The sequence below is a fragment of the Marinagarivorans sp. genome, from assembly GCF_982758155.1.
Genome location: NZ_CEXWTU010000123.1, coordinates 1 through 14,097 on the forward strand (window position 1 = coordinate 1; position 14,097 = coordinate 14,097).

Sequence of the window (14,097 nt, forward strand, 5' to 3'; positions counted from 1 at the left end):
AAGCTATTAGCGAAGGAAAAACTGGTTAAAAAGTCACCTTGAAAGGGCTGCCCTACTGACCTATGTCCATATAGGCCCCGGCATGCGCCCCTTCGAGCGCCTTGTTGAGAAAACAGGCGCCCTCGTCTAATTGGACAAACTATTATTGCCCCGCCCCTAACGCTATTTACTTCAGTTTTGCCAGGGATGTCTTTCTACACGATACCGCTTCGCTTCGTATAACATCACCGACGACTATCTGCTGTACATTTATATTCGGCAAATAAAGCGTCACAAGCTCCTTCTCTAGCGCCTCTCCATTTGGGGGTTTGTTATTGCCATCATTAGAAACCGATAAAATTCTTACAGATTCTTCAAGTATTTTTTCATTTTCGCGATAGACCACAAAAGGCGTACCCTCCGCTATACATCCAACCCTCACCGTGCCAGACAATGCCACACCTTTTAGGAGCAATCCGTTCAATTTATCTACCGTGTCGATGGTCATTTCAAACGCTACTGGTGCTTTATTACACCCCACCAAACACAGCGCAAGTAGCCCGTAAAATACAATATTTTTATTTTTCATAAGCACACTAATACAAGTTAATTTTCTGCAAAATACTATTAACAACCTTGATACGCAATACTGCCTACCAAAAGAGCCAGAACTTAGGGGCGTGCATGAAATAACTTCCCGTTTTTGAATTCCTGGGTGCACGCTTGCCTTCGTTAAAAATATTTGTAATAGCCGGCTATTGCGCCATATTTTCGCCTTGCCAAGCAAGCACCCACAAACCCAAATTCCAGCAACTTATTCAGTGCACGCCCCTTAGTGGCTACCTGTCCGCCTTTTAACGCACCAAACGCGCAGATACGACAGAGAGTAATTTACGACACGCCCACTCATTTGTGCCGTTAACAAACCACGGCCATGGAATACCCGACAAGCTTTGGCCGTTTAGGCCGAATAGCTCACAAAAATGTACATATATGGTAGCAAGGGACACATCCAAGATTCCGTATGCTTTAGCATCACGCCATCAAGTAATTTTTGACAGTGAAAATCTAATATGAACTTTATGAAATTAAATGGAACAAGCGTCATTATTGGCGCAGCATCCCTATTATCTGTAATCGCTTTTACTGGCTGCACTGGTGCGGGTGACAAAAGCAGCTCATCGATAAACACTCAATCCTCTGCCATAGCAGCCAGCAGCCAACCGAGCAGCATTGGCAGCTCATCTAGTCCCCCCTCCGACCTAGCTTGCAACAACTGTACAGGCGTAGTCATTAACGAAGCGGTTTCCTCTAATATCGAGTTTGAAGATGAAGATGGCGACAGCGAAGATTGGCTAGAGCTTTATAACAATGGCGATCAAGCTGTTTCGCTGGCGGGCTGGAGCCTAACCGACGATCCACTCGAACCACAGCAATGGTTACTACCGGATAGGGTTCTGGCCGCTGGCGAGTACTTGCGCATTTGGGCTTCTGACAAAGATTTATCCGTTGCAGGCGAACCTTTACACACTAACTTTAAAATATCATCCGATGGCGAAACGCTGTACCTACACACCCAAACCGGCGCGCTCAAGCACAGCCTAGAAGTCAGCGGTTTACGATCGGGAGCCTCAATTGGGCTTTCAAAAACGAATCAAGCCACAGTTTTTTACGATACACCCACCCCTGGCGCAGAGAATAGCGCACAAGAATATTCTGGGGTTATTAATACCGAACCGACGTTTTCTGCCATTGGCGGCCCTAACAGCCCCGCCATGGTTATGATTGAGGGTGCGCAAACAGGCCAAGAAATTCGCTATACCCTCGATGCAACAATCCCAAATGCAAACTCAGATCTATACCAAGGCGCGGTACTTACGCCCGAAAACACGGTTATTCGGGCGCGAATATTCGCCGATGCTTTTATTCCGTCGCAAGAAGTAAGCCGTACTTTTTTGGCCAACTCAGCACACGACATTCCGGTTATCACGCTGATCACCGAGCCGGTAAATTTCTTTGATAACGATTATGGTATTTATGTGTTTGGCGATGATTACGAAGCGCGCCTACCCAATTATGGCGCTAACTTCTGGGAGGATTGGGAGCGCCCTATTCACTTTGCCTTTTACGAAACGCCAGGCAACTTAGCTATCGAATTTAATGCTGGCGTCAAAGTTTTTGGGGGTTGGTCGCGGGCGATAAATCTTCAAAAATCTTTAGCATTTTTTTCCCGTACACGCTATGGAACCGACAAATTCAAATATGCTTTTTTTCCTGAATTAGATTACGATAAATTTAACAATGTCATTCTCAGAAATTCTGGCAATGATTGGAATAATACAATGTTACGCGACCTTGCGATAACATCGTTAATGGCAGGCACAGACGTTGATTATCAAGCAGGTCGCCCAACAGCTGTTTACTTAAATGGTGAATACTGGGGCTTGCACAACCTTCGCGAAAAAACTAACGAGCACATGCTGGCTAAAAAACATGATGTCGATAAAGACGATATTAATTTACTCGAAATTGAAGCAGAAGTCGTGGAAGGCTCGGCAAATACATATTTAGCACTAATAGATTATGTGAGCGAAGCTGATCCAAGCAGCCCAGATTTTTACAAAACCGTTGCGGCAGAGGTGGACATCAGTAATTTTATTGCTTACTACACAGCGCAAATTTATATCGTAAATACTGACTGGCCACAAAATAACATTAAATTTTGGAATAGCCCCACCACGCGCTGGCGATGGATTCTATACGATACTGACTTCGGCTTTGGGCAATCGCCGAGCAGCTCAGTGACAACTAACAGCCTAGAGTACGCCACCGGAACAATTACCCAAAGCGGGGGTCGTTTTGGCGGTGTTCGCAACCCGCCAGAATGGGCAACACTTTTACCGCGCAAACTATTGCAGAACCCTACAATTAAAGCGCAATTTATTAATTTTTTTGCTGATCAATTAAATACCCGCTTCTTGCCCACACACGTAGAAGCACATATCACAAAACTGGCCAACCAAATCGCCACAGAAATCCCTTTGCACCAAGAGCGCTGGCCCGATGAGGGCTGGGAATGGCAAGCAAACATTGATGATATGATTCTGTGGGGCAGCCAACGTCCAAGCTACATGTGGCAACACCTTGCAGAGTTCTTTGACTTGTCCATACCGGCTACATTAACGATAGAAAACCTTGATACCCAGGCAGGAACAATCACGGTTAACAGCATTACAGTAGATTCAGAAAGTTGGAGTGGTGAATATTTCCCTGAAATACCCATCACCCTTACGGCAGTCGCCGCTGATGGTTTCGTGTTTTCTCATTGGAGTGGCGCCAGCGATGCTATAGATGCATCTATCACACTCAATGTTACCGACGCATTAACATTAACGCCCGTATTTGTCCCTGCGCTGTAACTAAGTTATACGCCTCATAATAAAATGCCCTCTTGATGAGGGCATTTTATTATGGCGTGCCGCAAAGATTAATATTCAACTGTACAGCGAACAAGACAACCTTACCTGCCACCAGTAAATATAAATCTACCCAACCTTAAATAGCTACTAATACCTAGGCCAACCCTCGCTATCCCAATTTAAAGCACTGATCAGCACAGCTGCAAACTGGTTTTGAGAGGCCGGGTAAGCGTGGCGAATAATAAGGTTGGTATTGATAATATCCTGCCCGCCAGGGCCAATCCAAACATCGTTGCCGCCGTCTAATAGAGAGCCGCCACCGCTCAGCATATCAACACCGTTTTTATCCACATAAGGGCCGGTTATTTTTTCCGAGCGACCGTAAACAATATGGTAAGTACTATTCACACCATCGCAACACTTCCCCAGTGAAACAAATAAATAGTAATAGCCTTGTCGGTAAATAACGTCGGGCGCTTCAATGCCGCCGGCTTTACTTGCAATAGAATAAAGCTGGCCAACGGGTTTCATTGAAAGCGGATCAAGGCGAGTGACCTTAATGCCCGAATTCCACGAGCCAAAAGTCATCCAAGGATCGCCATACTCATCAACCGCTAAATCGGCATCAATGGCGTTGTAATTGTTTGAATTGTTAGAGCTAATCGCCACGCCTTCATCGCGCCAATCTCCGGCTGCCGCAGTGGAGGCGGAAAGTAATCCAATAGCAGACACACGTGAACCGAAAGTAGAAACTGAGTACCACATCCATACGCGATCACCGTAACGGTCGACCTCTGGTGCCCAAACATTGGCCGGCTCCCAATCAGGGACATAATTGCGCCACCAAGCAAACTCACCGGGTAAAACTTGGCCGGTATCACGCCAGTTTCGACCATTGTTGGATTGTTTTGAGCCAATCCAATCAGCCGTAAAATACTGGTACCAAATACCATTTTCTTCATACAGTGTGGGGTCGTGGCTAAAAGTATCGCCGCTCATTACCCAGTGATTTTCTGCACCATTGGTTTCTGATTTATCTTCCACCGGCCCATCAACAGATCCCAGAAAATTTAAGCGCCAAGATTGACCAACCTCGCCATTCGGTACATTTTGCTCAACATTAGCACCATCGCCACTATTGCCACCCGCTACCGTCAACGCTTTTTCGCTTAAACGATTAATTAACTGTATAGAACCATCCCCTAAATCAATCATGCGCCAAAGTTGCGAATCGCCTTGCCAGAATTCGTATTGCGCCACATTAGCGCCATTGGCGGTACTAAGATCGAATACTTCCAGCGATTTCCCGCTCTGCACATTAATAACTGAATAATAATTTTCGATGACTTCGCGAATAATCCAACGCTGATTAGGCCCGCCCAAATCAGTCCACTGAATCACATTCGCGCCGTCGGAATTTGAAGCGTTCGCAACTTCTAATAATTTTCCGCTCAGGCGCGATGCTAACGTATAAACGCCGCGATCTATGTTCGCATCCAAGTGATTAGCCACACTAGAACTGGATGAACTGGAGGATAAGCTACTGGGCACACTGCTCGCAGGTGTACTACTCGATAAGCTGCTGGATGACAAACCGATGCTCGACATAGAAGAGTTTTCGGGAAGATCTGTACCGCCGCTACAACCACTCATCGTCACCGCTAAGGTACTGCAATATGCCAATCGCGTGATGAGCCGATACGCCTGAGCACTGAACATTTTCATAAAGATACCTTATTATTTTTGTCACTATCAAGATGCGTGTGAATAAGCCGCGCACAAGCCTTAAAATACAACAAATCGTTATCATAAAAATATTGCGATGATAAAACTGAGCAGTATACAGCTATTTTTAAGCGCAAAAGATATACCGCCTCACAGCGATACATTTCTAACCTAAAGCCCTTTCAAACCTTACTGGGCAAGTAATACCAAGCACTAAGACTATGAGTAATATTTTATAATTCGACTTTTATATAGTTAGCCAGCGCTACCCCTTGTGCACGTAATTCATCAGCAATCAGCTCACTAATTTTTTTCGCGCCGGGGGTATCAAAATGGGTATGGTCATCGCAGAAAAAATCACCAACCGCACCGCCAGTATTTGCAGAAACATCACCGCCCGCTACAGGGCAAAACGCTAGCTGATTATATAAATCAGTACCCAATGTATGCAGATCAAGTACCGGGATATTTAGCTCATCTGCTGCCGAAAATGTTTCTGTTAAAAAACCTCGACTACCAACGGCAGTGCTGCCGCTGCACTTCACCGCCGGTGCTGGTGTAATAAATACAGGGTGCGCTCCACGTTTAATGGCTTCATTCGCCATGTACAGATATTCTTCTTTAAAAGCATTACCGCCAACATGCCTAGGGCAAGTACGCGAGCCATCATTAATCCCAAATTGAATCAATAAATAATCACCAGCCTGCATTTGCGATAAAGTGGTTACCCAACGATCCTGTAATACAGGAGAGCCGTCACTATTAGTGGCGATACGACACTCGCCATTGCTAGCCATTTGATCGGATACATCATAAAGCCATGTACGCACACTGCGGCCACCGACTGCATAATTTTGCACAGTCACTTTATCGTTAAAGTAATCCCCAATTGTTTTCCCCCACCCAACAGGGCAAGGGGTTTGACCATTAGCAACGGTTGAATCACCCGCAATCCATACTGTTATTGGCGGTAGCTTAGGGCATAACCCTGCGGCAATAGGTTGCTCACTAATGACGGTAATCGAATCGATATTCGCTAAGCCCACGGCATCTAAAGCTTCCAACGTTATCGTGTTTTGTCCCGCATTAAGAAATAACGTAACTTGCTCACTCTGCCATTCTGTCCAAAAATCAGTGGTATTAAAATCCAAAGACTCTGTTTGATCGCCAGCATTAAAATGAGCAGGCCTAGAATCAGCGCTGCCATTGGCATAACGTATAGCGATTTGATAATTAGCAGACTGCTCCACACTAATGACCCATGTCAGCGTTACACCTGCCGCATTAACACCATTCGCATAACCTTCACCACTGAACCCCTGATGGTCACTTTCAATAACACCGCTAAATGCACAAAAATCGCGATCACCTTCCTCTATCGTTGTTGTGATTTTAGCGCTGACAGAAGACGAGCTTAACTGAGCAAGCGAACTCACCGCCGTTGGAACACTCGAATGACTTGAGCTGTTTAAGGCAACCGAGCTAGCTGAAATATTAGATGAGCTAATAGAAGGATCGCTTGATGGAATGTCTAACGGATCGCCTCCACAACCAAAGAGTAAAAGCGTTAAGCTCGAGTAAAAACACAAGATACTGAAATTTTTCATTTTTTCCTCTGCAACATATTGTCTTTTAGAAATAACATAAATAACCGGTGACGTTACGACCAATCTTAGCGAGGGATTTCCATTCCTTTTTATTGAGTTTTTAGAAAATTGCTTAGCCCTATGTTATTTATTTTAATTTCATCAACAATCATTTTGGCAAACAAGTCAGCGCCTTTTTCGTTTGAGTGTGTACGGTCGTTATCAACAAAGAAGGTTTGCGCACTTGATTGCCCCTCACTTAAGGCCCACTCGCTAGAGAGTTGCATTAAATCGATAAAACCCACATTTTGAGCATTTGAAATAGCCATTAGCTCATTACGAACATTAAGCCCACCATAAATATGCTGCGAACCTAAAGAAGATCCGGTATTTCTAACCATGGGGCTCACCAATACAGGGGTAGCACCTTTAGCTTTAATAGCGGATACCACCCCATTAATACGCGAACGATAAACTGATGCCGATGTTGTTTTATCGTTATGACCTAACTGTATTAGAACCCAATCGTTAGCTTTAAGGTTTCGGTTAATCAAATTCCACAAACCGCCGCCATCAGTACGGAATGCTGCACTACCCTCGCCGGAATCGGCATAGTTTTCGACTGAGATAGTACTATTGAAATATTGCGGAATAAATTGCCCCCAACCCGTAAAACGTGAACCCGCAGCTTTTGATAATTGCGGCTCTTGGTCTGCAACGGTAGAATCACCCGCAATAAAAAGAACAGTGGGGTTATCTATTTTTTTGACCGCCAGGCCTTTTAATATCGCTGCATTTTGATTAAAGCGTAAATTCAGGCCATCAACACCACGATCAACATTTTGAATAGGCTGCCCTTCTGGCGATCGTACATTCACCAAAAAATCGATGCAGCCGCCATTCGTCAATGATGTGCTCACCATTTTTCGTCGGGACTCGGCGAAGATTTCTAAACCCCCACTAAATGACTCATCAATTTCCATGGCCACATGATAATGACCTTCGTCACCACCAAAATTACACTCTGCAGGGTTACCGCTGCAGGCCACCAAAGCCGCCATATCAACATCGGCAGTATTCATACAGCTGACAACCGGCTCAGGACAAACGCCTTCAACTACATCATTCCCGGAGATAGCCAAATAATCGATATTTGCTAAACCGGCGCCCGAGTTAGAAGCCAAACGTATGGCGTTGTCACCTTGTTCAAGCTCGACCACCACCGCTTGGCTCTGCCAACTATCCCACGCTTGGGTCGAGGGAAAGTTTACAACCGTCATTGCATCACCATTGACACTTAAAGTACCTGGGCGCTCGGTATCGCCGCCATTGGCAAACTGAAGAGTGAACTCATAGCTGCCTGCTGTACTTGCATTTATCTGCCATGTTATTGCGGCATTTTGTGCATTACTGCTATTAAAATAGGCGCTGCCTGTAAAGCCTAAATTAGTGGTTTCCAAAACACCTGATCCACCACAAAATGCAGCGCTGTCTATATCAAACACCTGAGAAACTACAGCGATACTTGAACTAGAGGCTTCGCTGCTGGATACCGCCAAAAAACTACTCACCGAAGAATTGGAAGAACTGCTTTCCATGATCACATTGGACGACTGAGCTACTGCTTGGCTGCTAGCTATTTGATCATTACCGCCATCACAGGCCGTAATGCCCATGAGCAGTAGGGGTAAAAAACATAAGCTTAAACGTTGCATTTTTAATCCTTTCTTTAAAATTTATTTAAAGTTAACTTTTATCTTTTAGCTGAATATTTATTAGCTATATTGCTATTAACGGACGAACCCATAATCGTAAATTCAGGACGTACGAAACCCTAAACAAGAATTTGTTCATGGTTAACTATTCATAGTTTTTAAGCCATCAAGACAATAAACTTAATGGGCATAATAAATGTTGGACTTATGCTAAAAAGCCAAGGGCATTAGCCCTTGGCTTACAGTTTAAGGGGAGAGCGTAATTGTTACTGCCGCTGCCGGCATGGTGTAAGTTGCCACCGAGTCTCGAGAAAGCGATTGGCCATTTCGGTACCAACCATTAAAACCACTGCCACGATAACGCAAAGTGACGCGGGTGCCTTCGGGGTAGGCGTAGCCTTTCGTCACCAAGGCATTTCCATTACTTTCTACCGTTAACGGAAAGGTGGGCCGAAGTGCCGCCGAGAGTTGTTTGAAATTATCATTGGCTTGCTGTTGTTTTATTTGCAAGGCCGCTAAACGTGCCATTTCAACGGCACCCATTTCTTGAAAATGCACATTATCAGCCTTATCGGCATTTAAGGTTGAATAGTCATTACTGCTTACATTCATGTACATAAAATAGGTGGAATACTCTTGCCCCACACTTTCTAAAAACTGTGTTGCGGCGCCATCCAAATCAATTAATCCGATATTCAAGCTCTGTGCTAATTCGCGGGTAATGACGGGGTGTTCGTGATAAGCCTCGTAAATGCTTGTGCCATCCCAAGCATTGCGCACCACAGTAGCCACAAAGAAAGGCGTTGCACCTAACGCTTGTGTTTCTCGTGCGAAACGAGTCATGTAATCTTGAAAAGTACCATCGGCAGGCGCATAGCGATTAGGGTCTGCTTTGTTTCGATCGTTAATACCGAATTGAATAAAGACAAAATCACCGGCTTTAATATCTTTTTTAACATCGGCCCAATGGTCGTTATAAAAGCTTTTTGAACTACGGCCGCCTAAAGCGCGATTATCTACCATTATTTTTTCTTGATTAAAATAGGGCTGTAAAACTTTGCCCCAGCCCGTTTGCGGATAATAACCGGCGTTATAATCGGATACCGTTGAATCGCCAATTAAAAACACTGTGGCTTTAGGGTAATTAACATTTGGCTGATTAGGTTGAGGGGTATCGCTGGCACAGCGGCCAGGCTCTGGATCGGTTGCACCATTAGGGACGATACAGCTGGTTGCGTTTTCCCAGCCCCAACCGTCACCATCCGGGTCGGTACTATTGCCTTGCTGGCAATACGGAAAACCATTTTGCGCCGTACCACAACTGGTATTGTCGCCCGCCATTATCGCCGTATCATTAAATTGCGCATCAATATGTGTGGCTTGATTAGGCATGGTCCAATGCGTTAAGGCATTACTACTAATATTATTACCGTTATTGAACCACGCATTAAAGTAGTTATTGCCAGTAAGTAAAGCTTTTAGGGTAATGGGCGCGCCAGCAGGAAAAGCACCATTGCGCGTAACTAGGCCTGCGCCGCTAACAGTCGCTGTAATACTAAAGGGCAATGTAGGTTTTAAATTGCCTACCAATGCTTGCATGTCTGTACGATTACTTATTTCCTGAAGACCTTGGGTAATTAAGCCTGCCATTTCAACAGCACCCATTTGTTGAAAATGCGTACCGTCGTTACTGCCATCGGGGTAGTTAGCGTATTCCCCGGCCGGTAGTATCATAAATAAATAGCGCGAGGCATAATCTGGCCCTACATTTTGCACCAGCTCAAACGACTTTTGGTTTAGGTCAATTAACGCGACATTATTATTTTGCGCGACAGTTTTCATTGTGCCGGCGTAATCATTACCCGACTCGGTAAACACATTGCGTAATACATTATTGCGATACGCATTTAAAACCATCGGTGTGATTAAAACAGGAATGGCTCCTTTGGCTTTGGCTTGATCAATATACAGTTGTAAATACTCTGCATAATCGGCGGTAGGCGTATAGCGCTCTTCTTTACTAAAATCGCGATCGTTGTGGCCGAATTGAATAAACACATAATCACCCGCTTGCAATTCATCAACCACGGCTTGCCAACGGCCTTCTTGGTAAAAACTGCGCGAGCTTCTACCGCCAATAGCATGGTTAATCACTTGTGTCGCGCTCTGGAAATAATGCGTAAGCACTTGCCCCCAGCCGGTAATAGGAAAGACATTGTCGCGATAAGTTGAAACAGTTGAATCGCCCACCACATAAATTTTTGCTTGCTGCGGCTGAGTAATCGGTGGCATACAATCGGTTAGCGTAATATTACTAGATGAAAATTGAATGCTATCGATATTACTTAAACCATTCGCCGTAGTCGCCGTTAGTGCAATGGTGTTTTCACCCACAATTAAATTAACGTTAAATGTTTGTGTCTCCCACGCGGTCCATTCTTGCGTTCCATTGAATTCGACATTTCCCGCACCAATGTTATTGACACTAACAGTCGCAGGCCTTGGGTCGGTGCCGCCGTGGGCATAGCGCACTATAACGGCAATGGTTTGGGCCATATCGCTATTTAACTGCCAACTGACTGCTGCACCTACCGCGTTATCCACATTGATATAGCCCGCGCCCTCAAAGCCGGCATGTATGTTTTCGGTAATTCCCTTAAAAGCACATAAACTATCACTGCCTTCAGAAATTACGTGCAGTACAGGCAATACCGGTAAGCTACTAGTCACACTGCTGGCACTTGAAATATTATTATCACTAGACGCCACTGCCGGCAGTGATGAAGACGATACTGGCGCGCTACTAAGTAACGCAGAGCTACTTAAATCGCTCACGCTAGAACTATTCTCGTTATCGGCTACACAGCCCAACAGCAAGGTACTAAATAGTAAAGTGCTTAACCACTTCATGGCGAACTCCAATAGATTTTTATTTTATTACGGCTGTCGCCGCCAAACACGAAACCGGAGCTTCGATTATTTTTTCATTATTACTAAAATCTGAATCGCCCGTAACGTACCAAATGGCCACGCCAATACGCGATTGCCGTATGGCAAAATCACCCTTCCACTGCAATTGCTGAGTGCTGCGCGTGAATTGATGTTTAGGGTCGAGTGTAGTCAGTGGTACTGAGTGAAAGCGTTCGCCGGTGTCGGCATTTTTAAGCATCACAACAACGCCTTTTTCTGCCCAAGCTGCGGCATCCAAAGCTACGCCGGTTTTATTGCTTAACGCCAATTTTAGCGTGCAACTTTCTGGACTAATGCTGGCGCCCTCAATAGCAATATCGGGTGCGTCATAAACAATAGCTTTACCTTTAATTTGGCCTTCGCCGATTCGGCAATCGATAGCGTGAGTTAAGCTATCGTTGCGCTGGTTATAATCACCAAATTCCGAACCGTACTGGATCGCCACTGTTACCGGTGCATCATTATTGGCATAGACACCGGTTGATTTAATAATTAGAACTTGTTGATCGCTAGCGAGTTTTTGCTCTGAATCTAAGCGTGTAAAAGAGGCTGTCGTTTCAGTATCGCTACCTTTGTTAATTTTTAATACGGCTGGCTCAGTTGTGTAATAAAAATGATCGGGCAAGGTGCCGCCGATATTCTTAATGGCCACATTCAAATGGCACTCTTTATCCAGCCACATGTCGCTCACGGAAAAGTCCATATACGAGTGACCGTAAGACTTCAGTGGTACACCCCAGAATACAGCCATAACAATCAACACTATTAACGAATAACGCTGCTGGCAACGGGCTAATTTAATGCCACTGAATTGAATATTTCGTTGTGCCATAGGGGTACCTAATGGAATTAAAATTATTATTTTATCGCGCGATACAAGGGGCCGTTATTGGCCCCCTTCTCGTCCCTTACATCCCTGTACACGTTTAACCTAAGGGGTTATTTACGGGCAATTACCCGCTAAAACACCGGTGTGCCATACATTCAAGGCATCAATATTACCTAAGCCTTCAGCTACGTTGGCGGTAAGCGTAACCACATTGTTACCCGCACTTAAACGCACCTTAAGGGTTTCGGTTTTCCAGTTGGTCCAACTACTTGTCGATGCAAATGCCACATTATTTGCCACCACGGTATTGTTAACACTAATGGACGCCGCACGATCGCTAACGGCCGCGTAGCGAAAGCTCACGGTGTAGTCGTCGCTAGTGGGAACATTTAATGCCCAAGTTACGCTATTACCTGCGGCGTTATCCGTGTTGGCATAACCGGTACCAGTAAAACCACCGTTAACGTTTTCAAGCACACCATTTACCGCGCAAAAACCAGCTGCACTTTCTTGTAACACCAAAATTGCTTCGGTAGGTTCTTGTACTAACTCGCCGGCATAATGCATATCGGGAGTTGGCGCTTCAGGCATGTTGTGACCCAAAAAGAAGCCAGGGTGCGGCGGCTGGTTGTAAGCCACGTTTTGCCATGCGATGGCTACGCGATATTGCGCATCGTGCATGAGCGTGTACAAACGGTAGTCCGATGGAATAGTCGTGGTGGTGATCATTAGCTTGGTATTGTCTTCTGTGCGCCAAATCACCTCTTCGCGCCAGTCACCTAAAATATCGGCCGATAATGATGGTGTCGCTTTGGTGCTGTTATTACTCACACCTTTAAAAGCCGCGTATGCATCGTAAATACGATTATTACGGCCTGCACGGTGATCCCATTTATCAATGGTGCTACCGCTCATTAACTCACGCAGTAAATCGCCATCCCACCAAATGGCAAAGTTAGTACCCGGGCGGCCATCCAGTATTTGTCGATCAGCCGTTAACGTGCCGCCACTAGAACCAAAGACTTCTACACCGGGATGATCGGGGTTTACATCTGCAGCAACACCACGGCCTACATCACAGCGTGTACCGCACGTTGCCGATGACCACGTGCTGTATAAAATATTACCGGTGGCACCGTCGTGTACTTCCACGCCGTGGTCGCCGTAGCAACTGGCGCTTTCGTGCACCATAAACACCTCCAAGCCGGGGTTAGATAAATCAATATCCGTTACGTGCAAGGCATCGCCGTGGCATAAATTTGTGGAATACAAACCCGTGCCATCGTCATCAATGGTCGCTGCGCCATAAACCACCTCATCACGGCCATCACCATCAACATCGGCAATACTTAAACTGTGCGCACCTTGGTATATGTAGCTGCGGTTTATATTGTTGCGCTTGTTTGCAAGAAATTCCCAGCGGGTGGTGAATTGGCCATTTTTCCAATCTACGGCGGCAATTTTTGTTTGACCATCGTCACCGTAATCGTAATAACCACGCGCCCAAATCATACTGGGGGTTTCACCATTTACGTACGCCACACCCGCTAAAAAGCGGTTAGAACGATTGAGCCGTCGGCCCGAGTTATTACCGCCCCAGTCTTGTAAATTACCGCGGGTATTGGGGTAGGTGGTGGTCGCCATCGCCACGCCGGTTTCACCGTTGAACATGGTGAGGTATTCCGGCCCCGTACCTATATGGCCATCGGTGTAGTGATCTTTATTGGCTTCACCAATTAAAGTGCCGGCACTGTCGCGGGCACCATCAGACGTACGCACCGCAAGCTCTGCTTTACCATCGCCATCAAAGTCGTACACCAAGAATTGCGTATCGTGGGCGCCGGCACGAATGTTGGGGCCTAAATCTACCCGCC

At 45.6% G+C, this 14,097-nt stretch carries 9 protein-coding genes; 1 reads left to right on the forward strand and 8 read right to left on the reverse strand.

The window, feature by feature from the left end:
* Positions 1-166: 166 nt before the first annotated feature.
* Together AC3A8L_RS13200 and AC3A8L_RS13205 are read right to left on the reverse strand one after the other, a co-directional pair.
* Positions 167-568, reverse strand: a complete 402-nt coding sequence (locus AC3A8L_RS13200) for a hypothetical protein (protein ID WP_487962732.1) — start codon at positions 566-568, stop codon at positions 167-169.
* 265 nt (positions 569-833) lie between these two features.
* Positions 834-989 (reverse strand): hypothetical protein, encoded by a 156-nt coding sequence (locus AC3A8L_RS13205; protein ID WP_487962733.1) that lies wholly within the window; start codon positions 987-989, stop codon positions 834-836.
* Positions 990-1,052: 63 nt separating this feature from the next.
* Here AC3A8L_RS13205 and AC3A8L_RS13210 point away from each other — a divergent pair, with 63 nt between their 5' ends.
* Entirely contained in the window at positions 1,053-3,398 is a 2,346-nt protein-coding gene (locus AC3A8L_RS13210) for a CotH kinase family protein (RefSeq protein ID WP_487962734.1), read from the forward strand.
* A gap of 147 nt (positions 3,399-3,545) precedes the next feature.
* On the opposite strand, the gene AC3A8L_RS13215 is transcribed toward AC3A8L_RS13210, so the two are convergent.
* The 6 genes from AC3A8L_RS13215 to AC3A8L_RS13240 form a co-directional block, all read right to left on the reverse strand.
* Positions 3,546-5,123 (reverse strand): RICIN domain-containing protein, encoded by a 1,578-nt coding sequence (locus AC3A8L_RS13215; RefSeq protein WP_487962735.1) that lies wholly within the window; start codon positions 5,121-5,123, stop codon positions 3,546-3,548.
* Positions 5,124-5,356: 233 nt separating this feature from the next.
* Complete coding sequence (locus AC3A8L_RS13220) at positions 5,357-6,730, reverse strand: CBM35 domain-containing protein (protein WP_487962736.1); 1,374 nt, start codon at positions 6,728-6,730, stop codon at positions 5,357-5,359.
* A gap of 89 nt (positions 6,731-6,819) precedes the next feature.
* Entirely contained in the window at positions 6,820-8,424 is a 1,605-nt protein-coding gene (locus tag AC3A8L_RS13225; protein WP_487962737.1) for a carbohydrate-binding protein, read from the reverse strand.
* A 246-nt stretch (positions 8,425-8,670) separates the two neighbouring features.
* Entirely contained in the window at positions 8,671-11,334 is a 2,664-nt protein-coding gene (locus tag AC3A8L_RS13230) for a GDSL-type esterase/lipase family protein (RefSeq protein ID WP_487962738.1), read from the reverse strand.
* Positions 11,335-11,353: 19 nt separating this feature from the next.
* Positions 11,354-12,226, reverse strand: coding sequence for a hypothetical protein (locus AC3A8L_RS13235; RefSeq protein WP_487962739.1), 873 nt, complete (start codon positions 12,224-12,226; stop codon positions 11,354-11,356).
* A 111-nt stretch (positions 12,227-12,337) separates the two neighbouring features.
* The coding region (locus AC3A8L_RS13240; protein WP_487962740.1) for a rhamnogalacturonan lyase family protein at positions 12,338-14,097 on the reverse strand (1,760 nt) is incomplete at its 5' end.